Annotated in this window: 21 protein-coding genes; 18 read left to right on the forward strand and 3 right to left on the reverse strand. The window is 47.3% G+C overall.

The window, feature by feature from the left end:
* Window positions 1-52: 52 nt before the first annotated feature.
* The 6 genes from P5G61_RS16125 (at window position 53) to P5G61_RS16150 (ending at window position 6,485) form a co-directional block, all read left to right on the forward strand.
* A complete protein-coding gene (locus P5G61_RS16125) occupies window positions 53-511 on the forward strand; it encodes a 2-thiouracil desulfurase family protein (protein WP_301247458.1) in 459 nt (152 codons plus the stop codon).
* 251 nt (window positions 512-762) lie between these two features.
* Window positions 763-1,440, forward strand: coding sequence for an NAD(P)H-dependent oxidoreductase (locus P5G61_RS16130; protein ID WP_301247459.1), 678 nt, complete (start codon window positions 763-765; stop codon window positions 1,438-1,440).
* A 237-nt stretch (window positions 1,441-1,677) separates the two neighbouring features.
* Entirely contained in the window at window positions 1,678-1,989 is a 312-nt protein-coding gene (locus P5G61_RS16135) for an ArsR/SmtB family transcription factor (protein ID WP_301247460.1), read from the forward strand.
* Window positions 1,990-2,151: 162 nt separating this feature from the next.
* Complete coding sequence (locus tag P5G61_RS16140) at window positions 2,152-3,186, forward strand: LLM class flavin-dependent oxidoreductase (protein ID WP_301247461.1); 1,035 nt, start codon at window positions 2,152-2,154, stop codon at window positions 3,184-3,186.
* Between the two features lie 1,464 nt (window positions 3,187-4,650).
* Complete coding sequence (locus P5G61_RS16145) at window positions 4,651-4,989, forward strand: hypothetical protein (protein ID WP_301247462.1); 339 nt, start codon at window positions 4,651-4,653, stop codon at window positions 4,987-4,989.
* 335 nt (window positions 4,990-5,324) lie between these two features.
* Window positions 5,325-6,485, forward strand: coding sequence for an AI-2E family transporter (locus tag P5G61_RS16150; protein WP_301247463.1), 1,161 nt, complete (start codon window positions 5,325-5,327; stop codon window positions 6,483-6,485).
* Between the two features lie 141 nt (window positions 6,486-6,626).
* On the opposite strand, the gene P5G61_RS16155 is transcribed toward P5G61_RS16150, so the two are convergent.
* Window positions 6,627-6,998, reverse strand: coding sequence for an ArsR/SmtB family transcription factor (locus P5G61_RS16155; RefSeq protein WP_024632971.1), 372 nt, complete (start codon window positions 6,996-6,998; stop codon window positions 6,627-6,629).
* 260 nt (window positions 6,999-7,258) lie between these two features.
* Here P5G61_RS16155 and P5G61_RS16160 point away from each other — a divergent pair, with 260 nt between their 5' ends.
* The 7 genes from P5G61_RS16160 to P5G61_RS16190 all read left to right on the forward strand — a co-directional run bounded on the left by P5G61_RS16160 (window position 7,259) and on the right by P5G61_RS16190 (window position 15,375).
* Window positions 7,259-9,661, forward strand: a complete 2,403-nt coding sequence (locus P5G61_RS16160) for a heavy metal translocating P-type ATPase (protein WP_301247464.1) — start codon at window positions 7,259-7,261, stop codon at window positions 9,659-9,661.
* A 101-nt stretch (window positions 9,662-9,762) separates the two neighbouring features.
* The gene (locus P5G61_RS16165; protein ID WP_301247465.1) at window positions 9,763-10,122 is read left to right on the forward strand and encodes an SdpI family protein; all 360 of its coding nucleotides are present in this window, start codon (window positions 9,763-9,765) and stop codon (window positions 10,120-10,122) included.
* Between the two features lie 248 nt (window positions 10,123-10,370).
* Window positions 10,371-10,811 carry a MerR family transcriptional regulator gene (locus P5G61_RS16170; RefSeq protein ID WP_301247466.1) on the forward strand — a complete coding sequence of 147 codons (441 nt, stop codon included), beginning with the start codon at window positions 10,371-10,373 and terminating at the stop codon, window positions 10,809-10,811.
* Window positions 10,812-10,996: 185 nt separating this feature from the next.
* On the forward strand, window positions 10,997-12,217 hold the full coding sequence (locus P5G61_RS16175; protein WP_301247467.1) for an MFS transporter: 1,221 nt from the start codon (window positions 10,997-10,999) through the stop codon (window positions 12,215-12,217).
* Between the two features lie 19 nt (window positions 12,218-12,236).
* On the forward strand, window positions 12,237-12,659 hold the full coding sequence (locus P5G61_RS16180) for a universal stress protein (protein ID WP_301247468.1): 423 nt from the start codon (window positions 12,237-12,239) through the stop codon (window positions 12,657-12,659).
* A gap of 108 nt (window positions 12,660-12,767) precedes the next feature.
* Complete coding sequence (locus P5G61_RS16185; RefSeq protein ID WP_301247469.1) at window positions 12,768-14,192, forward strand: aldehyde dehydrogenase family protein; 1,425 nt, start codon at window positions 12,768-12,770, stop codon at window positions 14,190-14,192.
* Between the two features lie 367 nt (window positions 14,193-14,559).
* Window positions 14,560-15,375 (forward strand): MerR family transcriptional regulator, encoded by an 816-nt coding sequence (locus P5G61_RS16190; RefSeq protein ID WP_301247470.1) that lies wholly within the window; start codon window positions 14,560-14,562, stop codon window positions 15,373-15,375.
* 156 nt (window positions 15,376-15,531) lie between these two features.
* Here the strand turns inward: P5G61_RS16190 and P5G61_RS16195 are convergent, their stop codons facing one another.
* Window positions 15,532-16,020 carry a GAF domain-containing protein gene (locus tag P5G61_RS16195; protein ID WP_064642430.1) on the reverse strand — a complete coding sequence of 163 codons (489 nt, stop codon included), beginning with the start codon at window positions 16,018-16,020 and terminating at the stop codon, window positions 15,532-15,534.
* A 186-nt stretch (window positions 16,021-16,206) separates the two neighbouring features.
* Between P5G61_RS16195 and P5G61_RS16200 the strand changes: the two genes are divergently transcribed.
* The 5 genes from P5G61_RS16200 to P5G61_RS16220 all read left to right on the forward strand — a co-directional run bounded on the left by P5G61_RS16200 (window position 16,207) and on the right by P5G61_RS16220 (window position 19,824).
* Window positions 16,207-16,503 (forward strand): hypothetical protein, encoded by a 297-nt coding sequence (locus tag P5G61_RS16200; protein ID WP_301247471.1) that lies wholly within the window; start codon window positions 16,207-16,209, stop codon window positions 16,501-16,503.
* Between the two features lie 197 nt (window positions 16,504-16,700).
* Window positions 16,701-17,273, forward strand: a complete 573-nt coding sequence (locus P5G61_RS16205; RefSeq protein WP_301247472.1) for a GNAT family N-acetyltransferase — start codon at window positions 16,701-16,703, stop codon at window positions 17,271-17,273.
* 240 nt (window positions 17,274-17,513) lie between these two features.
* Window positions 17,514-19,022: an MDR family MFS transporter gene (locus P5G61_RS16210; RefSeq protein WP_301247550.1), complete on the forward strand. Its 1,509-nt coding sequence runs from the start codon at window positions 17,514-17,516 to the stop codon at window positions 19,020-19,022.
* Between the two features lie 93 nt (window positions 19,023-19,115).
* A complete protein-coding gene (locus P5G61_RS16215) occupies window positions 19,116-19,397 on the forward strand; it encodes a hypothetical protein (RefSeq protein WP_301247473.1) in 282 nt (93 codons plus the stop codon).
* A gap of 241 nt (window positions 19,398-19,638) precedes the next feature.
* Window positions 19,639-19,824: a hypothetical protein gene (locus P5G61_RS16220; protein ID WP_301247474.1), complete on the forward strand. Its 186-nt coding sequence runs from the start codon at window positions 19,639-19,641 to the stop codon at window positions 19,822-19,824.
* A 76-nt stretch (window positions 19,825-19,900) separates the two neighbouring features.
* Here P5G61_RS16220 and P5G61_RS16225 read toward each other — a convergent pair whose 3' ends face one another.
* On the reverse strand, window positions 19,901-20,362 hold the full coding sequence (locus tag P5G61_RS16225; protein WP_301247475.1) for a MarR family winged helix-turn-helix transcriptional regulator: 462 nt from the start codon (window positions 20,360-20,362) through the stop codon (window positions 19,901-19,903).
* Window positions 20,363-21,531 lie beyond the last annotated feature (1,169 nt).

Here is a 21,531-nt window from a genome sequence, read left to right on the forward strand (position 1 = left end):
CCCATATGGTACAATCAATTGAATAGATGGATCGAGCATAAGGAGCATAACGATGAAATATTTGGTGAGTTCATGTCTTGCTGGCGTAGCCTGCCGTTACAACGGAACAGCGAGTCTGGATGCAAAGATTCAGGAGCTTGTAGAGCAGGAACAGGCGAAGATGGTCTGCCCGGAGCTGCTTGGCGGATTTTCCACCCCGCGGGAGCCGGCTGAAATTATCGGCGGTACGGGCAAGGATGTCCTGTCAGGTACAGCCAAGGTGATTGAGAAGAGTGGCAACGACGTAACAGATCTATACATTAAAGGAGCCTATCAGACACTTGAATGGGCGCAGAAACTGAATGTCTCCTGTGTAGTACTCAAAGAATTCAGTCCTTCCTGCGGCACACAGATGATCTACGATGGCAACTTTGCCAACCACAAGGTTGTGGGCGAAGGGGTTACTTCTGCTTTGCTGCGGCAAGAGGGGTTTACGGTCATCTCGGAAAATGAGTTTATGCAGCAGCTGTAATCATCATCATCGCTGACATGAACCACAGATAAGTCGCCTTGGGGAGCAGCAGATCCATGGCGACTTGTTTTTGGTTACAACAGGGCATGCACTTGACCATAGAAAAACCTTGTTAGATAGTTATAGTTACTTTTATGAACTAAGAAACAACATTGTGCGTACTTTTATATTTTGATTATAGAATCTAAAATAATACTCAGGCATTCAGTTTTAAACCATGAACATAAACAAGAAAAGGATGTGCAGATCATATGGAATCTTCGGCAAAAGCCATTACAAAAGAAACGGTCTTGAACGCTTACCATTTTCGCCATGCAACCAAACAGTTTGATGCTTCACGTCTCATTCCGGCAGAAGATTTTGAGTATATTCTGGAAACGGGAAGATTGTCGCCAAGCTCGATCGGATTGGAACCATGGAAATTTCTGATTGTGCAGAACCCGGACTTGCGCAAGCGTCTGTCCGAAGTCTCTTCCGGGGCACAGAAACAATTGGCGGCGGCAAGCCATTTTATTGTTATTTTGGCGCGATCCGATGCGAGTTACAACTCGCCATACGCGGAATACATGCTGAAAGAAATCAAGGGCATGCCGGATGACGTATTTGAGTTGACTCGTGAAGCTTATGGCAAATTTCAAAATAACCAACGGATTCTGGAGAACCCCCGTACTATATTGGACTGGGCGTCCAAACAGATCTACATTGCTCTTGGCAATATGATGACGGCGGCAGCGTTGATTGGTATCGATTCTTGCCCGATTGAAGGGTTTAACTATGAGGGCGTACATTCGATTCTGGAAGAAGAAGGTCTGCTGGAGGATGGACTATGGGATGTTTCCGTTATGGCAGCCTTTGGTTATCGTGCGGAAGACCCGCCACGCGAGAAATCCCGTCAGCCTTTGGAAAAAATCACTCAGTGGATTGATTAAGATTACGAACAAATCGGCATGACTGCCGGCATAAAAATGACTTCCGAGTGTGGGTATCTTTGATTTTGTAGGCATTGGAGCGGTAGATCACTTGTCTTCAGCAGTATCGGTTATTTGGAGGCAGCGGCTTACCAATCTATTCTAAACGCATACCCATGAATTTAATGGCAGGCCGGTTCGTTCGTCGAATCGGTCTGTTTGGTTTGCAAAATGAAAGAAAGGCGGTATAATCTACCCATGGAACCTATACTCATATTCAAAGCATTATCCAACGAGACACGTCGACAGATTCTGTTGTGGCTCAAGAACCCAGAGCAGCACTTTCCACCGATGGAGCTATCTCAGCATCCGGATGCAGGAAAGAGCGGCATATGTGTTGGTACGATTCAGGTGAAGGCCGGACTGGCTCAATCCGTCATATCCAGCTATCTGCTGACCATGCTCAAAGCCGGGTTACTGATCTCCGAGCGCAGAGGACAGTGGACGTATTATCGCCGCAACGAAGAAACCATTCGTCAATTTGCCGAGTACGTACAGCACGAGCTATAAGCCGGACGCCGAGACGGAAGCAAGAATGCAGGTGCAAGCGGGTATTCCGTCCGGATGTAAACGGCTTGAGGAGTAGCTCCGAACATCATTTTTTCACGCTTTTACATCTATATATCTGGATATACAAAAATAAAAATATAACTACAGAGGAGACTATATATCATGTCTACCGAAAACACAGCTGCATCCCATAAAAAACATATTAACGACGTTAAATTGTCCATTCTGGATCTGGCGCCTGTTGTTGTAGGGGCCACACCTGCGGATGCGCTTCGCAACAGTCTGGATCTCGCTCAGCACGCGGAGCGTTGGGGATATCACCGTTACTGGGTAGCGGAGCATCACAACATGCCAGGCATCGCTTCTTCAGCCACTTCGGTTGTGATTGGTTACCTCGCGGGAGGAACGAAGACCATTCGTCTCGGTTCAGGTGGAATCATGCTGCCTAACCATGCGCCGCTTGTGATTGCCGAGCAATTTGGTACACTGGAGTCTCTGTATCCAGGCCGTATTGATCTTGGACTGGGCCGTGCACCGGGAAGTGACCGTCGCACATCATTAGCCCTGCGTAAAGACCTCAACAGTGGTGAAGATTTCCCAGAATTGCTGGCTGAGCTTAGAGCATACTTTGATGCTTCTGCTACATCGTATCATGCACCCGTTCGCGCTGTACCCGGTGAAGGCTTGAATATCCCGATTTACCTGCTCGGCTCCAGTGATTTCAGTGCTCGTCTGGCAGGACAGCTGGGATTGCCGTTTGCTTTTGCCAGCCATTTCTCACCGGATTACACCCGGATTGCACTTGAAACGTATCGGAGCAGTTTCCAGCCATCCGATCACTTGAAGGAACCCCATGTTATTGTGGGTGTAAATGCTGTCGTTGCGGATACTGACGAAGAAGCAGTATGGCTCGGTACGACAATGCAGCAGCAGTTCCTGAACATTATTCGTGGCACAACAGGATTGGTGCAGCCACCAGCCGATATGGAAGGCAAATGGACGGATCGTGAGAAAGCCGGTGTAGAGCAGACGCTGAAAGCAGCTGTGAACGGTTCTCCGGAGACCGTGCGCGGTCAACTGGAATCTTTCATCGCTCAGACCCAAGCGGATGAGCTGATTATTACGTCGATGATCTATGATCATCAGGCACGCTTACACTCGTATGAGCTGATCGCTCAACTGGCGGGAAAAGCATAAACGTAAGTAAAAGTATAAGTAAAAGCTAAAGCGCAACATCCAACGTAATCATAGATGCGGATGCAGCTGACATATGAACGGTTTGTCTCTTTTTGGAGACGAGCCGTTTTTTGGTAGGGATATTTTTCAAAGGAGACCTATTGTCGGAGGACAAGGACATAGTCCCATTGAAGTCGCTAATTTAGCGGCTTTTTTATGTTATCGGTACAAGTTTGTCCCGAGCCAAGGACATCGATTTCCGATTAGATGTGCATCTAAACATTAGGTACATGCACTTAAAACCTCATTAAGTACCATAATTCATGAAAATGTTTACATTGTTATGGAACAGCCAGATATATAGTCAATCGCCATAAGGGTTGGTCGGGTTTCCAACTGTATAGAGAGCATGATAAATCAGGAAGATTAGAAGTAACTGCATTTGAAGCTAAGTATTTTCATAAAGAGTGGAATTTGACTTGAGAAGTGAATGTTGCCAAAACGCCAGCAGTTACTTTTAGTACAACAGCTGGAGTATCTGAATCCAATGCAGACGCTCGAACACTAAACTGGTATCACAAAGATATGTGATCTTAAATATCAGGTATTAGGTATGATATAGTCAAGACTATACCTGATTTCACTAGAGAGTGAGTTGTGATAAATGATTGATATTATGGCTTATTTTATTTTTACAGTTGTTCCAGTATTAACATTCATTAGTATCTACTTGTTATTAAAATTATTAACAGATGAAAATCGAAAAACAAAAACTAAAACATCGCATCGAGTTATAATAAGCCTTGGTTTCACCTTGAATATTTGGATAGTTTGTTTATTGCTATTATTTAAATTGTAGAGATTTGTTGAAAACACTTAAAAACATTAGAGTTTAGCCAAGCCAATTTCGGAATGCCGCAGTCAAAATAATGACATTAATCTTGAATAAAAAGTACATTACTCTTCTGCTTAACATTGCTAGTCCTTCTAAAAAATCGCCTTCGCCTTTGTTTTTACGAATCAATCAAAAAGAGCTTGAGTTATGGTAACACCCCTTATGGTATACAACGAAAAAGAGACATCTTTTAAGATGGACTTACATGTTGTCTGCTGGAGGGGATTTTTTCATGGGGATAACAGGTCGTACAAACAAGAGTTGACGATTTTACACTTGCCCGTGATTTTCATACAATGATAGTACAAAATTACATACAAAATTAAGCGAGGAAGCACCTCATACAATTAGAATTTTTTTCTGTCTGTGCGAGGTGCTTTTTTTTGTAAAGATCAAGATCAATGCGAAGGATGGGAATTATGAATACTGTTGATGTAATAATAGATCATCTATCAACTGCAAAATTACTTCACGACAACTCAATAGAATTATCAGAACATCTCACTCAGTTAGTAGGCACAAGCAATGAGCTAATATATAGCTTAATCATCGGCAGATAAAGTGGTAAATCACAAACCAATGTTCATGTTATGGATTTCTTGAAAGGTAAGGCAAGTCTAAATACATTTGTTTTACGCATATTAGCAAAAACCCCAAAGAGTGTAACGAACGAGCCGAGAGAACAATTAATAGAAAGGAAGGAGCAAAGAGCGCCAGTACATGAAATCAATAAGATGAATAACCGATTATATTCACCTAAAAATTGTGTTGATGCATTAAGGGAAGCTGCAAACCACTTCGGTTCGGATTTTACAGTGATTCAGTATGATATTTATCGGGAAGGTAAGCTGAAGGCAAGAAACGATACGGGATTTCCATCTAGCAGAACCATAAAGAAGAACCTCGGTTACTGGAAGGCCTTCAAGTAATTCATATCAACTCATATAGAGAGTGGAGATATTATGATTCAAGTATACTATCAATTATCTCGATCGCCCTTGCAGAATAGAAGTTACTTGAAAAATAGAAGAGAGTCTATAAAGATATACAGGATAACCCAACTTGACCTATGGGGCATAAGGATCTTTTTAGGGTAAAATGATCTTACCGCTCTAATTTGAAACGGTTAAACAGCGCCGTACGTATAAACTCAATGTGTTATACATATGTTGGCTTGTACAAGCTACTTTATGTGCAGTAAAGAAACATGCTGGTTTACAGCTTATGCTTTGATAAAGGATACATAAGAGAGGAAGACACGCCTATGGAGCAACCTGAGCAACCCCGCATTTGGCCGGATCGGTTTAAGCGATTTTTTCTGAATAACAAGTTTGTCCTTTTTCTGTTAATTCTGCTGCTGGTAGGACTGAACGTGATGGTTCTGACCAAAGTATCCTTTGTTCTGCACCCGCTTGCGGTGCTGATCAAGACGATTGTGCTGCCAATTATTCTGTCGGGTATTCTCTATTACCTGCTGAATCCGATTGTGGATGTCATGGAAAAGTGGAAGATCAAGCGAGGATGGTCCATTCTAATCTTGTATCTCGCTATCGGAGGTATCCTGACAGTCGTTGTACTGGCAGTCATTCCGGTCGTGCGTAACCAGATTACGGGGCTGATCGAAAATTTCCCAACGTATAGTGAGACGGTAAAGCATCAGTTTGAGGAACTTACGGGCAGCCAGCTGTTCAGCCAATTCCAGGAAGCGGTGAACCTGAACTCCCAAGACTGGTGGGGCACGATTTCCCAGAAAGCCACTGAGATTCTGAACTCGACCTGGACCCGATTGGGCGGATTCCTTGGAGCGTTCACCGAGACGGTGCTGTCCATAGTAACGGTTCCGTTTATCCTGTTCTATCTGCTGAAAGACGGCAAGAAGCTTCCAGCGAAAATTCTGTCATTCCTGCCAATCAAGAGCCGTACGGGTGCTATGCATGTGCTGGAAGATATCAATCACCAGATCAGTTCGTTCATTCGCGGACAGATTATCGTCAGCTTCTGCATCGGTATTCTGCTCTACATTGGTTATATGATTATTGGTCTGGACTATGCGCTGATTCTTGCGATTATCGCATCGTTCACAAGTGTCGTTCCGTACCTGGGACCTGCAATCGCGATTACGCCTGCGTTGATCGTAGCTCTGGTCACTTCCCCGGTGATGCTGCTGAAGATGGTAGCCGTGTGGACCATTGTGCAATTAATTGAGGGTAAATTCATCTCACCTCAGATTATGGGCAAAACGCTCAAGATTCACCCGATCACGATTATCTTTGTCATTCTGACTTCAGGCAATCTGTTCGGTGTGGTGGGCATTCTGCTGGCCGTTCCGGGATACGCGGTGCTGAAAGTATGTGTGTCGCATATCTTCAACTGGTTCAAGGAACGATCCGGCCTGTATGATCCGAACAATAACAATTTATTGTAACCGGAGTGGGCAAGCCTAAGCTGAACCCCGAGAATACACTTCTTTTTCTGCCAAAACGGTGCCCTTATACAACAGAACCCCCGTCCATCGGCTAATAGCCGACAGGCGGGGGTTCTGTTGGTTGAACAGGCAGGCTAATGCCTAGCCATGTTTAATATGCTGGAGCGTCTGCAGGAAGATCTGCTCAATGTGTGCATCATCCAGAGAATAATACACGGTCTTGCCTTCTTTGCGCCGCTTGACAATCCGCATGTTGCGAAGTGACCGCAGCTGGTGCGAAATGGCCGACTGTCCCATATCGAGCAGCACCGTCAGATCATGCACACATAATTCCTTCTGCAACAGCGCATCAATAATACGAAGTCGTGTCGGGTCGCTGAAAGCCTTGAACCAATCCGCCATCTCGGAAGAGGTCTCGCGATCCATGAGAGAAGCACGAAGGGTCTGCACGTCAGCCTCTGTTCCAGAGCAGGCCGCGTCGCATTCGGCAGGAGCTTTAACCGGTTGTTCCATTTCCTATCACCACCTATATGAACTCAACCTTGATTAAGTGTTGTTCTTCGATAAACCTATTATATCCAAAAAACGTCTAAAGCGAAATGATTACTATTAGCATATTCTGTATGAAAAATCAACAGGAATTGTTGACACTCATGTTTGAGCGTGCATATAATAGGGTTAACAAGACATATGAATGATTGCTCATATATTGGTTGTAACATCGAAAAAATTACGGATAATTTGTTTTACGTACTGCAAAGGGGAGAGTTCACATGGGAACCGGACAGGAACAGGTGAAAAGGGAACTGCTGCTGGATGGATTGGATTGCGCCAACTGCGCATTGAAGATTGAGAATGGCGTCAAAAAAATTAAAGGTATTTCCGATTGCTCGGTCAATTTTGTAACCAAAACCTTGTCCATGCACACCACATCCGATATGGATGAGCAGGTGGTGGAAGAAGCGAAGCGCAAGGTCCTTCGGTTGGAGCCGCATATTCGTATATCGGAAAAAGGCAAACCGTCACAACGCAGTCGTGCTGCTGCCGATTTATTAAAGCATTCTAACGGCAATGTGCACGCACATGCAGGTAGTGAGGCCCACGGGCATGAACATGCTTCGAGTGGGCACGATCATGATGGCCATGCCCATGATCATGACCATCAACATGGAGCGCATGATCATGCACATGACCACGGCCATCATCACGGCATTCAAGAGCAAGCGCATGATCATGGAAGTCATGCCGGGCACGATCACAATCATGCAGACAGTCACGACCATGACGCGCACGCCGGACACTCACATGAACATGGGGCTGGGCAGACGAAGGTGCTGCTGGCACGCCTGGCGGCAGGTTCCATTCTGGTGGCAGCCGCGCTCTGGTCTCCGCTGGAAGGATGGGCGCAGCTTGCACTTTATGTTGTCGCTTATCTGATCGCAGGGGGAGATATCGTTCTCCAGGCGTTCAAAAATATTATTCGCGGTCAGGTATTCGATGAATACTTCCTCATGTCCGTTGCCACCATTGGTGCTTTTGCCATTGGTCAATACCCCGAAGGTGTTGCGGTGATGCTCTTCTATCAGCTCGGTGAGCTGTTTCAGGGAATGGCAGTTAATCGATCAAGGAAGTCGATCCAGTCGCTTATGGATATTCGCCCGGACTATGCCAATATGCTGATCGGTGCGGGAGCAGAGACCAAGCGGGTTTCTCCTGATGAAGTGCGCATTGGTGATCGCATCGTAGTCAAAGCGGGTGAGCGGGTACCTCTGGACGGGATCGTCAAGGCAGGTCGTTCCATGGTAGATACGTCTGCTCTGACAGGTGAATCCGTGCCTCGTGAACTGGAACCTGGCAGTGATGTACTGAGTGGGTTCGTGAACAAGAACGGGATGCTGACCATTGAGGTAACGAAGACCTTTGGGGAATCCACGGTATCCAAAATCCTGGACTTGGTGCAGAATGCGAGCAGCCGCAAAGCCAAAACGGAACATTTTATTAGCAAATTCGCCCGTTATTATACGCCTGTTGTTGTCATTCTTGCAGCGTTGATTGCGCTCGTTCCGCCGCTTGTGCTTAGTGGTGCAACATTCACAGATTGGATCTATCGTGCACTGGTGTTCCTCGTAATCTCTTGCCCGTGCGCGCTGGTTGTTTCCATTCCGCTTGGTTTTTTCGGCGGCATCGGAGCCGCTTCACGTAACGGCATACTCATCAAAGGAAGTAACTACCTTGAAGCATTGAATGATGTCAAAGTCGTTGTTTTTGATAAAACGGGCACACTAACCAAAGGTGTTTTCAAAGTAACAGCTATTCGCCCAGAAGCTGGGCGTACGGAAGATGAATTGATGGAGCTTGCTGCCATTGCCGAAGCCCATTCAAACCATCCAATTGCAGAATCCATTCGCACAGCTTGGGCAAAAGATATTCGCACCCAGGGTGTGGAAGATTATGATGAGGTTGCCGGACATGGCATCAAGGTTGGTGTAGATGGACGGGAAGTGCTTGCTGGTAACGCCAAATGGATGGAGCAGGCAGGCATCTCCTACACGACTCCGCAAACTGTGGGCACGGTGGTGCACGTTGCCGAATCGGGTTCGTATGTCGGTCACCTGATCATTGCCGATGAGGTGAAGGATGATGCAGCGGCAGCCATACAGGCACTCAAGAAGCTCGGCATCCGCAAAACAGTGATGCTCACAGGGGATGCCAAGGCTGTTGGTGAAGCTGTGGGGCGTGAGCTGGGTGTCGATGAAGTATACGCTGAGCTGTTGCCGCAGCATAAAGTGGAACAGCTGGAACGCCTTGAAGCTGCCAAATCACCGAAAGAGAAAATGGTATTTGTCGGTGATGGCATTAATGATACGCCTGTGCTGGCACGCGCCGATGTAGGTGTAGCGATGGGGGGACTCGGTTCGGATGCTGCTATTGAAGCGGCAGATGTGGTCATCATGACGGATGAGCCATCCAGACTGGCAAGTGCAATCCGGATTGCGAAACGGACTCGAACCATTGTGTGGCAAAATATCGGTTTTGCTTTGGGTGTCAAAGCGATCTTCCTGCTGCTGGGTGTGTTCGGAATTGCCACCATGTGGGAAGCGGTATTCTCTGATGTAGGGGTGACCGTGCTGGCTGTCCTGAACGCCATGCGTGTACTGCGGGTGAAGGACATTTAAGATTTACGAAACGATCCAGACGGCTCTTCGTATATACGTAGAGCCGTTTTTTTTGTTTTAATATCTGTGGTGTATTTTTAATGGAGTTAGGGGAGGACATTGTGGCAGGAGCAATTGTTGGTTTGATATGTGGCGTATGTTATTTCGTACTGGGGTTAATGGTTTACAAAAAACCGCCTAAAAGAATTAATGGCATATATGGTTACCGTACCCCGCGTGCGATGAGTAACCCGGAATTGTGGGAAGAAGCACAACGGTATAGCGCCAATCTGATGATGCAGTTTGGTGTCATTATCACGGTGTTTGGTATTCTCGGTTTCTGGTTTACCGATGTACAGGCACTGGTTCTGAGTCTGTTCGCTGTTGTATTTTATACGATTCGACTGTTTAGCAAGGTGGAAGGCCGCTTGAAGGAAATGCAGCGTGTCCAGCAGCAGGGGCAGAAGAAACAAGGCGCCTAGACGCATGATGTGAATAGGGCCTGAACGAAAGATCCGCGAGAGCGGATCTTTTTTTGCATCTTATAGAGACAGAGGACAACAGGAACTGCATTTAACAACATATTGTAATGTATTTATAGAGATAATCCGTCCATGTTTGAGACATACTACATATTCGAGTTGGAAATCTTACGTTGACGTTAACGTTAATAGTATATATAATTATGTACATAACATTATAGACATATAATGAAAGTGAGGTGAAGGAAATGAGTTTATATAAAATTGATGACGTAGCCAAGGAATGTGGTTTGACCAAGCGTACCATTCGGTATTACGAAGAGATTGGGGTTATGCCTTCGCCTCAGCGGACGGATGGTGGTACACGGTTATATACCCGGGAAGATATAGAGTATCTGAAAAAGGTGGTTCGTGCGAAGGAAGTGCTGGGTTTCTCCCTTCAGGAGCTGCATACCTATGTGGCAACGGCGGATGCGCTGAACGAGCAGCGTTTTGACTACCAGCAGACCACTGAGGTGAGAGAGCGGATTGAGAAGCTCGCCAAGATAGAAACGACGCTGGATGACCAACTGCAACTCATTGAGCAGAAACTTCAGAGCATTCATGCCGTGCAGGAGGAACTGGAGGAATTGCGTGAACGGGTTCAGAACGGCATACGACGGTTGGAAGGGCAGCAGAATGACACATAACTGAGCATTTGATTTGAACCAAATGATGCAAAATGTTCAATCCGTATTCCACAACAAGCACCGGGAGATCCGGTGTCATTTGTGCCGTTTTGTTTCTTTATTTCTGAAAATAAAGATGAGAATTTCATTGCTTTTCAAAACATGGTTCACAATATTAATTAATCTTGAATCAGGAGGAATCACGTATGAAAAGAGAACCCTCATTACCTGACGAATTGCCGTCATCACGTGGAGGTTTGCTGTCCCAACCTAGAGCGGTATGGGCGGTAGCCTTTGCCTGTATTATCTCCTTTATGGGTCTGGGACTGGTTGACCCGATATTGCCTGCGATCGCAGATCAATTGCATGCTTCCAAAAGTCAGGTATCTCTGTTGTTTACAAGTTATAACGCGGTTACCGGGGTTGCCATGCTGATTACGGGTGTTGTATCCAGCCGGATTGGTGTGAAGTGGACACTGCTCAGCGGGATTTTGCTAATCATTGTTTTCTCTTTCCTGGGCGGAACCTCTGATACCGTAGGTGCACTGGTCGGTTACCGTGGCGGTTGGGGACTGGGGAATGCCTTGTTCATCGCAACCGCATTATCCGCTATTGTGGGACTGTCCACGTCGGGGACAGCCAAAGCAATTATTTTGTACGAAGCAGCTCTTGGTCTGGGGATTGCCGTTGGTCCATTGCTCGGTGGTGAACTGGGTTCCATCTCGTGGCGTGGCCCGTTCTATGGGGTAGCTGTTCTGATGGCGATTGCTTTTATCAGTATTACGTTTATGCTGCCTAAGATGGCCAAACCCAAAACACGCAGCTCCTTGTCCGATCCGTTCAAGGCTTTGGGTTATCCTTCACTGAAAACATTGGCAATCACAGCTTTCCTGTATAACTTTGGTTTCTTTACCCTGATGGCTTATTCACCTTATGTCATGAACCTGGATGAGCACGGACTCGGTTATGTATTCTTCGGTTGGGGTCTGATGCTGGCGATTACGTCTGTATTCGTAGCACCAAGACTGCAACGTCGATTCGGCTCCGTTCCTTCCATGAGCGTTATGCTGACCCTGTTCGCCATAGATTTGCTGGTGATGGCAGTAGGTACAGTGATGGGATCATCCACAACCGTTATTGTGGCCGTTATCGTCGCCGGGATCTTCCTCGGGATCAACAATACGTTAATTACCACGGCAGTCATGGAAGCTGCGCCCGTGGAACGTTCTGTGGCATCGGCTGCCTACAGCTTCGTCCGGTTCCTTGGCGGTGCACTGGCACCATGGCTTGCTGGTAAATTGTCCGAGTGGTTCCTGCCGGAGACCCCGTTTTATTTTGGCGCATTGATGGTTCTGATCGGGGTCGTTGTGCTTCTGGTACGCCGCAGACATCTGCGCGATATCGATGCTGCTATTACGCACCACTAATGAACAGGAGGAATGGAAAATGTTAAAACGAATACTCGTTGCGGTCGATGGGTCGGAGCACGCACACAAGGCTTTGGAGCAAGCTGTTGTTCTGGCAGAGAGTATGAAACAACCGCCTACCTTGATTATTGTTCATATCAATCCCTCGGTTTCGCTGAATGAGCCGGCACTCGGCGTGGATCTGGAAGCGCGGATCGCAGAAGAAGGGCAGCATATCATACAACCCGTGAATGACTTGTTATCCGGTCGTTCTGTTCAATATGAAACATTGCTGATTGCTGGTGATCCTGTGAATGAGATCTGCCGTGCAGCGAAGGATAGAGACTGTGATCTCATTGTGATGGGAACGGCCGGAAAAAACATGCTCGCTGAGATTGTGGTGGGCAGTGTCAGCCACGGCGTCTTGAAACATGCAGGCTGTCCGGTCATGACTGTCAAGTAGAGGTAAGAGGTAAGACTTGTAAAGGTAGGACTTGTGTTGATGATGCTAAAGTGGTGTATTAATAGGTATGGGGAAACTCTGCGGAAATCATGAATGGAGGATGCAGCAATGAAAAAACAACATCTGTTCATCGGGGGCAAGCCCACCGAATCAGTAGACTATATAGCACTTCAGGCTCCGTACTCTGGAGAAACACTGGCAGAAGTATCCTCGGCGTCAGCAGAGGAAGTTGAAGCAGCGATTGGCGCCGCAGTTCAGGCTCGTAAAGAGATGCGCAGAATGCCTGCCCATCAGCGTGCAGACATCCTTTATAAGCTGTCAGCCCTGCTGGAAGAACGGAAGGAAGAAGCAGCACGTATTATTGCGCAGGAGGCAGCGAAGCCAATCACTGCGGCGCTCGCCGAGGTTGATCGTACGGTGGAAACGTATCGTTTCGCTGCGGAGGAAGCCAAGCGCCTTACGGGGGAGACCGTTCCCATGGACGCAGCCAAAGGTGGAGAAGGGCGAATAGGATACACAATGCGGCAGCCCTTGGGCGTTATTGGAGCCATTACGCCATTTAATTTTCCGATGAACCTGGTGGCTCACAAGGTTGGTCCAGCACTGGCGGCAGGCAACACAATTGTGCTGAAGCCTGCGGAACAGACGCCGCTGTCCGCCTATTATATCGCCAGCTTGCTTCAGGAAGCCGGATTACCTGATGGGGCGTTGAACGTGGTGAGTGGGGATGGCAAAACGATTGGTGATGTGCTTATAGAGCATCCTGACGTGGCTCATATTACATTTACAGGCAGCCCCGCTGTAGGCACAAGCATTCGCAGCAAAGCCGGACTGAAGCGGGTAACATTGGAGCTAGGGTCCAATGCAGCCGTCATTATAGATCGGGATGCCAATTTGGACAACGTCGTACCGAGATGTGTGACCGGAGCTTTTACTTACCAAGGTCAGGTATGTATCTCATTGCAGCGGATTTATGTGCACAGCGAGATTGCGGATGAGTTCATTCGGCGTTTTGCTGAAGCAGCGAAACAAGTCGTGGTCGGAGACCCGCTGAATCCGGATACGGTCGTCTCTGCGCTCATCACATCCAAAGATGTACAGCGTACGCTGGATTGGATTGATGAAGCGAAGCAGGCAGGCGCTGAGGTTGCAGCAGGCGGTGAGGCCGAGGGAGGCGTACTGCGTCCAACGGTGCTGGTTAACGTTCCTCGGGATGCCAAGGTATCTTGTCAGGAGGTATTTGCCCCGATCGTCGTCATTAATGTGGTGGATTCGGTTGAAGATGGCATTGAGCATGTAAATGATTCCATCTATGGCCTTCAGGCGGGTGTATTCACCAATGATATTCATACTGCATTGCATGCTGCGGACCATATCGAAGCTGGCGGCGTAATGATTAATGATATTCCCACATTCCGTGTGGACCATATGCCTTATGGCGGTGTGAAGCAGAGCGGGATGGGACGTGAAGGTGTCAAATATGCCGTGGAGGAAATGACGGAATTGAAGTTTGTTATGTTTAACAAGAATTAAGATCGACCTATAAGACGAGCGGATATTCGAGATGAAATAGAACAAGGTGATCCTGTGCCCAAGTTAGCGGGTGCAGGATTTTTTACTTTTCTACAATCAGTCCTTAACGTAAAAAAATACATAGCCTTTCTTCACTGACCCCGGGTTCACATCTGATGAGAAGGGTATAAATACTTATCATACCGCAAATCTACCAATTACATCTGTTCATATCACTGAAGCGTTGTGTATCCATCCAGAGAAATGAACGGATTACAAGGGTACAGAATTGTTGAAAGTTTTATAATCTCTCACTTAAATTTAAATGAAATGCAGTATAAACAAGCCTGAACCTAGAAGTTACAGGCCAGACAGGAGGTATATTCAAATGGCATATTCCATGGTTGATGTATCCGGGATGTCCGGTGTAAGTCTGAGTGAATTGGGACAGTACGCAGAGACAGGTCTGCTGAATCCTGCCTTCGTAGGTCAGGATGAGGATATCTATTATGAGAAGCCGGAGTTGCTGAGATTACAGCAGATTCTATTTTGTAAAGAAGTAGGCATGGAGGAGAACGAAATCGGCCCCATGCTCAGGGATACTCCCCGGGATATGATTCGTATCATGCAGCAGCATCGGATCGAGATGCTGGAGAAGGCGCTTCATCTGCACGGAATGATACAGACACTGGACAAAACGATCTCCTATTTACGAGGAGAGCAGGAACTGGATGAGGTTGAACTGTACGCTGGCTTTTTGAATAAGGGGCGTCACCCGCTTTTGGATGGAACGACCTCTGACCATGACGCAAAGAATGATTATGACGAACACAAGCAGACAAAGGCTAGTTCGAAGCACGACGTCAATTCCTCGGAGCCATCCACAACGCCTCAAGGCCAGGAGATGAAGTCTAAGGAAGATTACCTCGATTCACAGGCGAAGATTGATCGGATACATTTGGATTTGCAGCAGGCGATTGAGGATGGATTGGAACCAGGAAGCCTGGAAGTGCAACAGATTATCGGCAGACATCTCGAGTGGATCAAGGGTTATTACACACCCACGGCCGAAATCTATCGGGATCTGGGCAATCTGTATGTTGAGCACAAAAATTTTCGCCAGATGTATGATGGCTACCATCCGAAGTTGGCTGAGTTTTTACGAGACGGGATGATGATTAAGGCGGAACAGGATATATCCTAATTGCATAAAATATCATGGGCGAGCAGAACATGGGTGTGAAGAAAATAATCATAACAAAGAGCGCAGATCCTCGAGGGAGGAGTGCGCTCTTTGTTATTGCACATCATTGTATGGCCGCTGAATACTCCATCGGCTTAATGACTGTACTTCGGGCAGTCAGGATAATTCCAGCTGCTCTGTAATCAGGCTTACCGCCTTTTCCAGAAAGACGCGGTCTTCATCGTCAAAACGGTTCTTGAGCGGGCTATCGATGTCGAGCACCCCGTACAATTCGCCGTTTTTGATTATCGGCACAACGATCTCACTGTTCGAAGCGGCATCACAGGCGATATGGCCTGGAAAGGCATGCACATCTTCAACAACCATTGTACGTCGTTCCGCAGCAGAAGTGCCGCATACACCACGTCCCAGTGGAATACGGATGCAGGCAGGCAGTCCCTGGAATGGACCGAGTACAAGTTCTTTTCCATCATACAGATAGAATCCGACCCAATTGGTATCGGTCATAAATACATTGAGCAGCGCCGCAGCGTTTGCCAGATTGGCAATGGCGCTAGGTTCATCGCGGATCAGAGCGCTTAACTGTCCCAGGACGGCGGTTTGCTGCTCGCTTCGTGTTCCTTCATAAGAAACAGCTTGAAACATGATGAATCACCCTCCCGAGCAAAAATGGTACTTATTTTCAAGATAGTGCAGAGCATGCGGTTAGTCAAGCGGAGGATTTCGGAAAAGGCAGGTCATGCCTGCATATTCCTCCTGTTTCTCATCTTCCTGCGTGGGGTAATTACATAGCAACCACGGCGGGCTACAACCCGGGAAGGAGCTTGGCTTATGCATGCAGAGGTACAGAATCTTTTTGTACGAATTCATCTTTTATATTTGGCCCAAAATCAGGATTTAACCATTAGCGACGCATTGCCTCTATTGGAAGAACGGGGATACCGCGTTGGAGAGCGGGAGATCAAGCAGGAGCTTGAGCACCTGACGCAGGAGAACTTCCTGACCGCCCATGGAGATCAATGGAGTCTGACCGGGACTGGCATTGAGGAGTTTAAGGAAATTACAGCCGTACTCGGCCGGGTTAGTGAGGAATTGCTGGCGACAGGCAAGAAGACGTCTACAGCCTGAATCTACATTCGGACAAAGTCTCCCGGAATTTCATGCAAACTTGAGTTAATCCATACTACAACAAGACCGGGAGCGGAAGCGCCCGGTTTTTTGACATGATTAAGATGATTGAACAGTTGCCATTCGGTGCAGGTTATGGTTAGATGGCTATTGAATCTTATGGTCTGTGTAGATGGATCGGATCGGAGTGTCTTTACATGTATAAATGCAAAGGGAGAATTCCCGAATTAGAGACAGGGCGGCTGCGTTTACGCAAAATGCGTCGCCGAGATGCGGCCCAGATGTTCGCTTGCTGGTCCGACCGGGATGTGACCCGTTATATGAACCTGGCACCCATGATTGGGACAAGCGAGGCCGCAGATATGATTGGGCTGCTGAACCAAATGGCAGGAGAAGAGGAGGCGATTCGCTGGGGCATCGAACTGAAGGAAACGGGTCGGCTCATCGGAAGTTGTGGATATAACACCTGGCAGCTTGAAGGCGCCTTCCGGGGAGAAATTGGATATGAGTTGGGGCGTGAACACTGGCGTCACGGTTACATGACGGAGGCATTCTCGGTGTTGCTGCCCTTCGGATATGAAACGATGGGTCTCAATCGGATCGAAGCGCTGGTAGATCCGCGTAATCTCGCTTCCGGAGAGTTCCTGACCAACCGGGGGTTCACGCGGGAGGGCCTGCTGCGTCAGGTGCAGCATACGTCTACCGGATATAAGGACATGGTGATGTATTCCCTGTTGTACGATGAGTTTTTGCGTAAGAGAGATAAATAAAAGAAAGCAATATGTAATTTTTTTACATTGAAATTTACACAATAACGAAGGGGCAGAACAAAGCTGGAGAAGCGTAGCGTTCGCATTTATCACCGGATTTCCCCTTTGAAGGGGGATGGAAAAATCTGGGGATAACAGCGATTGAAAGGTTGTTCTGGTTCGTAGCGGGCTGTGTAAATCAATGTTTCAATTATATAGAGAATTGAAGAGAGAAGGGTTTGTGTGAATACAACCGGAGGTTTGAACCGCAGTTTCATCCTGGCGGGGTTGTTGTTGGCGACTTTTTTGTCGGCCATTGAAGGTACCGTAATTGGACCGGCAGGGCCAACCATTGTCAGTGAACTGGGAAGTGTACAGCTGTTAAGCTGGATTTTCACTGCTTATTTGCTCACGATGGCCGTGAGTACGCCGATTTTTGGCAAAATCAGTGATATATACGGGCGTAAGCCGGTATTCCTGATTGGCTGTGCCTTATTTTTACTAGGTTCACTCCTGTGCTGCCTCTCGCAGAACATGGAGCAGTTAATTATTTTTCGTGCGATTCAAGGGATTGGTGCAGGTGCGGTTGTGCCTGTTACGTTTACGATTATTGGTGACATCTACCGTATTGAAGAACGAGGCAAAATACAGGGCTGGATCAGCTCCGTATGGGGTATATCCTCTCTGGCGGGACCGCTGCTGGGCGGTTATTTTGTAGATAATCTGGGCTGGCAGTGGATCTTTGGGTTCAACTTGCCGTTCGGACTGCTGGCGATGTGGTTTGTGTTTCGTTATTTGAAGGAAGAAATGTCTCCGCGTACCGCGAAAATTGATTATGTTGGTGCGTTGACCTTTACCGTCGGTATCACAGCATTGCTCTTTGTATTGTCGGCGGGTGGGCAGTATTACGCCTGGAATTCTCCTGTTATTGTGGGATTGAGCATTGTGGCTATTTTGTTTATTATTTTATTTTTTGTGGTGGAAAAAAGAGCCCAGGCCCCGATGGTACCCCTCCATCTGTTCCGTATTCGGGACATCCGGGTGGCGAATATCGCCGGACTGTTGACCAGTACCCTGATGATTGGCCTAACCAGTTATTTGCCACTTTGGGTGCAGGGGGTTCGGGGCGGTAATGCGACTGAATCGGGATTGTTGCTTGCCCCAATGTCAGTCGGCTGGCTGATCGGCAGCGTTCTTGCGGGCCGTCTGTTAATGAAGATTGGTTCACGCTTAACGGCGGTGATTGGATTAACCGGGATCGCCATTGGCTCAGGAGGACTCTTCCTGGTCGGCGGAACGTCGCCCCAGTCTGTACTGTTTATTTTGACCTTTATATACGGACTTGGCTTCGGATTTGCTTTTACGATATTCACGATTATTTCGCAGTCTTCGGTTGGATATAAAGAGCGTGGATCGTCCACGGCGTTACATACCTTCATGCGTACGCTAGGACAAACCATTGGTGCAGCAGCCTTCGGCACTTGGTTGAACTATCGAATATCAACGTTGTCGAGCGAGCAGCATCTGGCGGAGGCGGGGATTTCGGATGGGGACCTGAATCAACTGCTTGCTCCGCATACGGAAGCTGCCCTGTCGGATGAAAAATGGTCACTTTTGCGTAACGTGCTGGAAGGAAGTCTGCATTCGTTGTTTGTTATCATGTTTGTCATTGCCATTATCTCATGGGTGACGACACTGGCCTTGCGCAAACGACTAATCGTTCCCGAAGATGCAGATGCTCCGCCAAAAGTCCAAGCTTCCGGGCAGTGACGTGAAAAGAATCAAGGCAGCTGTTCCACGGCTGCCTTTTTTGGTTTATTATTTTCTAAAAGGGAGTTTGCAATAAATGGGAGGCAGGTTGAAATGACAAATCAATGGACCAGATCGATCTGGGTAGTACCTTTCCCAATCAAATGTCTGGCAGCCATATTGACCAGCACTTCAATTTCTCTGATTGTTGGGATCATGGAATATGTTCCCTTGGCGGAACGAGCGGAACATACATATTACTATCCCTTCTGGTATACATTGATCATAAGCATTCTTATCAGCTCGGCTATTCTTCTGTTTCTGATTCTGCCTTTATCGTTATTTGCGGATAATGTGCTTGCTTCCCGAAGAATGAATGGACTTGTAACCAAGTGATATTTGCAATTTTAACGTATTTGCTCCTTGGAGTGGGGAGTGGAGTGTTGTTCTCGATCTTTGTATTCAAGTTGGATGCCTTTGAGTATACAGGTCATTATCAGTACATCGTTATAATGACCTTTGTCTTTCTGTTGTGGCAACTAGGGCTGAGCGGGTTATTATGCAGGAGCCGTGATAAGAACAGATCAGATAGCATCATTGATAAATAGCCAACTCATGCTGAATGGAGGCACGGATGATGTTTCCCAATAATCTGAATTCGTCCAATGAAGATGAAGCCAAACGCAAGTACGAAGAGAATCAAAGGGAGATTGAGGGTCACAGCCGCTCAGGTCTGTCCAGTTATATTGTCGATTTGCTGATTGCAGGTGGATTGGTCGTCGCTGCCCTCACGTTGTTGATGTGGATTCGGTACCTTAGATGAACAACTACGAACAACCGGTACTGCCTCTATAGGCAAACCGGTTATTTGAAGTGGAACAGGTGATATGGTTCTGGTCTTAGCCGTTTGCAGATAAACGATCCGCACCGTGTGCAAGCCTTTCCAACAGCTCAGAGAGCAATATTTTATCATCCTCGCTAAGGCCACTGACAGCACGATCTATTTTGTGTGCGTAGCCTGGATAGATGTCATCCATCGTACGTTGGCCTTCCTCGGTTAATTCCACGAAAATAATGCGTCTGTCCTGCGGACAGTGTTTGCGATGTAAAAGTCCCTTTTGCTCCAGCTTGTCAATGACATAAGTGACATTTCCGCTTTGCAGCAGAAGCTGTGCGCCGACTTGTTGAATGGGCTGTGCACCTTTCATATATAACACTTCGAGCACCCCGTAAGCAGTGGGATTGAAGCCATGCACTTTGCTTCCGGATACAGCGTGTTCATTCACGCTCTTAAATGTCTGGGCCAAGGTGCGGTACAGATGAAGAGAACGTTCGGTTCCGATTTCCTGTAATTCCAGCATGCTGATCCCGCCTTTTCAGATTAGTTTGAAGCTGATAATGAACTGACATTTGACGATTCAGAGGGTCGCCATGTTTTTATTGTAAGCGTCTGTTTGTGTGAAAAACATGCGATATGTCACAAGATTTGCATTTTTAGCAATTTAAATTTAATCATTTTTCGTCTATATAAATTGAACTAATGAATATTACACTTGTCACTCCGCTGACAGGGGAGAAGGAGTGTATATAATCATGAAAAAAGTGAATCGTTGGGTAAAATTGTCGGTGTTGTCGGGTACGTTGGTCGCTGGATTGCTGGGAGCTTCGCAAGCCACTTACGCGGATAGCTATAGCAATAACAGCAGCGGAAATCTGGATCTGAATGCAGGTTTGCGTCTGGAGTTGGGATCTCTTCTGTCAGGACACCGTGACGCAGGTTACGGCAACAATGGCATCTATGGTGGTTCGTCCAGTGCATCTGGAGCATTGAATCTGGATCTCGGTTTGAATGCCGCCCTATCCTCTGAGAACACAAGCCGTTACAATGATCATTCTTCCGACTATGCTGCTGAACGCAGCAGTTCTGGTAACCTGGGCCTTGGCCTCCATACCAATGTTTCGGGAGAAGGTACAACGATGAACGACTATTCACGAGGCGGCGATACTCGGAACGTGAACAGCAGCTATGCGAGCGAAAGTCGTGGCGCGCTGGATTTGGGTCTGAACGTGAAAGCTGAAGGTGAGAGTGCAACGATGACTCAAACTGAACGCAGCAACAGCGTGAAGGACCGTGATCGTAACGACAGCACTAGCTATGCCAGCGAAAGCCGTGGAGCGCTGGATCTGGGTCTGAACGCGAAAGCTGAAGGAGAGAGTGAAACAATGACTCAATCTGAACGCAACAACAGCGTGAATGACCGTGATCGTAATGATAGCAGCAGTTACACGAGCGAAAGCCGCGGAGCACTGGATTTGGGTCTGAACGTGAAAGCCGAAGGTGAGAGTGCAACAATGGCTCAAACTGAACGCAACAACAGCGTGAATGACCGTGATCGTAACGATAGCAGCAGTTACACGAGCGAAAGCCGTGGGGCGCTGGATCTGGGTCTGAACGCGAAAGCTGAAGGAGAGAGTGAAACAATGACTCAATCTGAACGCAACAACAGCGTGAATGACCGTGATCGTAACG

Origin of the sequence: Paenibacillus vandeheii (assembly GCF_030433635.1) — a bacterium.
GTDB classification, from domain to species: Bacteria; Bacillota; Bacilli; order Paenibacillales; family Paenibacillaceae; genus Paenibacillus; species Paenibacillus vandeheii.

What these genes read in the sequence shown, in the direction of transcription:
- P5G61_RS16170 (WP_301247466.1), top strand. Translation starts at nt 10,371, where the DNA reads ATGAGTTTATATAAAATTGATGACGTAGCCAAGGAATGTGGTTTGACC.
- P5G61_RS16205 (WP_301247472.1), top strand. Translation starts at nt 16,701, where the DNA reads ATGTATAAATGCAAAGGGAGAATTCCCGAATTAGAGACAGGGCGGCTG.
- P5G61_RS16155 (WP_024632971.1), bottom strand. Translation starts at nt 6,998, where the DNA reads ATGGAACAACCGGTTAAAGCTCCTGCCGAATGCGACGCGGCCTGCTCT.
- P5G61_RS16145 (WP_301247462.1), top strand. Translation starts at nt 4,651, where the DNA reads ATGGATTTCTTGAAAGGTAAGGCAAGTCTAAATACATTTGTTTTACGC.
- P5G61_RS16190 (WP_301247470.1), top strand. Translation starts at nt 14,560, where the DNA reads ATGGCATATTCCATGGTTGATGTATCCGGGATGTCCGGTGTAAGTCTG.
- P5G61_RS16185 (WP_301247469.1), top strand. Translation starts at nt 12,768, where the DNA reads ATGAAAAAACAACATCTGTTCATCGGGGGCAAGCCCACCGAATCAGTA.
- P5G61_RS16130 (WP_301247459.1), top strand. Translation starts at nt 763, where the DNA reads ATGGAATCTTCGGCAAAAGCCATTACAAAAGAAACGGTCTTGAACGCT.
- P5G61_RS16160 (WP_301247464.1), top strand. Translation starts at nt 7,259, where the DNA reads ATGGGAACCGGACAGGAACAGGTGAAAAGGGAACTGCTGCTGGATGGA.
- P5G61_RS16125 (WP_301247458.1), top strand. Translation starts at nt 53, where the DNA reads ATGAAATATTTGGTGAGTTCATGTCTTGCTGGCGTAGCCTGCCGTTAC.
- P5G61_RS16195 (WP_064642430.1), bottom strand. Translation starts at nt 16,020, where the DNA reads ATGTTTCAAGCTGTTTCTTATGAAGGAACACGAAGCGAGCAGCAAACC.
- P5G61_RS16220 (WP_301247474.1), top strand. Translation starts at nt 19,639, where the DNA reads ATGTTTCCCAATAATCTGAATTCGTCCAATGAAGATGAAGCCAAACGC.
- P5G61_RS16200 (WP_301247471.1), top strand. Translation starts at nt 16,207, where the DNA reads ATGCATGCAGAGGTACAGAATCTTTTTGTACGAATTCATCTTTTATAT.
- P5G61_RS16225 (WP_301247475.1), bottom strand. Translation starts at nt 20,362, where the DNA reads ATGCTGGAATTACAGGAAATCGGAACCGAACGTTCTCTTCATCTGTAC.
- P5G61_RS16175 (WP_301247467.1), top strand. Translation starts at nt 10,997, where the DNA reads ATGAAAAGAGAACCCTCATTACCTGACGAATTGCCGTCATCACGTGGA.
- P5G61_RS16135 (WP_301247460.1), top strand. Translation starts at nt 1,678, where the DNA reads ATGGAACCTATACTCATATTCAAAGCATTATCCAACGAGACACGTCGA.
- P5G61_RS16215 (WP_301247473.1), top strand. Translation starts at nt 19,116, where the DNA reads ATGACAAATCAATGGACCAGATCGATCTGGGTAGTACCTTTCCCAATC.
- P5G61_RS16140 (WP_301247461.1), top strand. Translation starts at nt 2,152, where the DNA reads ATGTCTACCGAAAACACAGCTGCATCCCATAAAAAACATATTAACGAC.
- P5G61_RS16180 (WP_301247468.1), top strand. Translation starts at nt 12,237, where the DNA reads ATGTTAAAACGAATACTCGTTGCGGTCGATGGGTCGGAGCACGCACAC.
- P5G61_RS16150 (WP_301247463.1), top strand. Translation starts at nt 5,325, where the DNA reads ATGGAGCAACCTGAGCAACCCCGCATTTGGCCGGATCGGTTTAAGCGA.